Source organism: Endozoicomonas sp. ONNA2 (genome assembly GCF_024606365.1).
Lineage (GTDB): Bacteria > Pseudomonadota > Gammaproteobacteria > Pseudomonadales > Endozoicomonadaceae > Endozoicomonas.
In genome coordinates this window covers 1-1,508 of sequence record NZ_JAHHPO010000831.1, presented here as the reverse complement: position 1 = coordinate 1,508, position 1,508 = coordinate 1, and the positions used below count along the sequence as shown (strand labels likewise).

The 1,508-nt window shown below is 36.1% G+C and carries 1 protein-coding gene; it reads left to right on the top strand.

From position 1 onward, the window contains the following. The first annotated feature begins 232 nt into the window (after positions 1-232). The gene (locus KDK14_RS14765) at positions 233-1,225 is read left to right on the top strand and encodes a hypothetical protein (protein ID WP_257265937.1); all 993 of its coding nucleotides are present in this window, start codon (positions 233-235) and stop codon (positions 1,223-1,225) included. Positions 1,226-1,508 lie beyond the last annotated feature (283 nt).

The following is a 1,508-nucleotide window of genomic DNA, read 5'->3' as shown; positions in this document are numbered from 1 at the left end:
GAGTGCCGGCACAAGGAGTCAGAAATATATGATTTCATATGGTTAGCTACTTAAATTACCGCCTTTTCATTACAGGTTGAAATATCGTGTTTAGCATCTTAAGTCGATTCTCTTTTGGTTATTTTGATAGAAACACTAACAATCATGTTATTTTAAATGAATTAGTCTCTGTGTTTAATTGACTTTATTAATAGCTTATTTGTCAGTAGTCCATTAAATAAAGGAGCAGAAAATGGCACTCCCAACTATATCTTCTCAATTTTCGGATTCACTGAAACAATTGACTTCATGGAGTAGCAATGGAAATCAATCTGTAAAAACAGACCAAAAATGTGCTTTTGCCGGACATGTTACTCGCAGATTATCAGGATATGATCAGGTTTATCTGATAAATGCCCCTTGGTGTAAACCAGATAATTCGAAGATTTATCAAAGGAATGCTAAATCGATGGATGTAGCATTTTCAAAAAATCAAGCCCTTTCAAAAAATCAAGCCCTTGATTTTGAAGTTGATGGTATAACGAGAAAGTCTTTTTCTTCTCGAAGTGAAAACGATTTTGTTAAAGAATCAATAAAAATAAAAGTCAGATTTTCAGATTGTGAAGTTGATGTTTCTCTCCCTGATGTTTTTCTTAAAAGGTTAGGGGCAATTTTACGAACAAGTAGCAATGAATTGATTCAACCTTCAAAACTATTATATTGGTTCATTTATCCAGAAAACTATTATAGGTATAATAGTTTTGATCTTCGAAAAACACTTCCAGCCACATGCCATCAGTTTGCAAATTTTGTATTATATGGAGATGATATTTGGAATGAAATAGGCTCATATTTAAGACAATCTTCAAAGAAATTCTCTACGGAAGATATTCGTCCCGGAGATAAAATCAGCTTGTATGAGAAAAAGAGGTTGACAAATCTTGCCCCAGAACACTCCATGATATATTTAAGAGATGGTATTTGCATCCATCAGCCCGGTATTGGAGATGTTGAATTCAACACAATAGATGAAATTGTCAAGATGTATGAAGATGATGTCGAAGAAGTTGAATTAGTAATTCACAGAGAGTCCGATTTTTTTAAAAAAATTGCCGATTCAATAGATTCTTTTTGTATTTCACCTTTATGCACAGGGAGTGAAGGTGAAAATATGCAGGCTCAATTAGCTGTCGGATGGAATGTTTTACGCTACTGCTTTGGTAAGCTGTTCAAGGTTGTAATATAAGTTTTATCCAATTTCCTGTGACAAATTAATAGCGAAGATCGTTATAATTGATAATCGGCGATATAAAGTGAAATACTCCCACCGCCAAGGCGGTTATAGTGGGGGCTTCTTGTGACTCATACAGAGAAACCTCTGCACCTTTCGCTGTAGTGACAGGTATCTCTACAGGAGAACTCTTTACACAACAGCTATTTCCCGAGGCTGTCCGAGAATAGACTGCCCTACGCGGCTCCTGCGTTGCTCTAGCTCCTGCATCCATGCAGTCGTGCGGTGGCAGCAAATT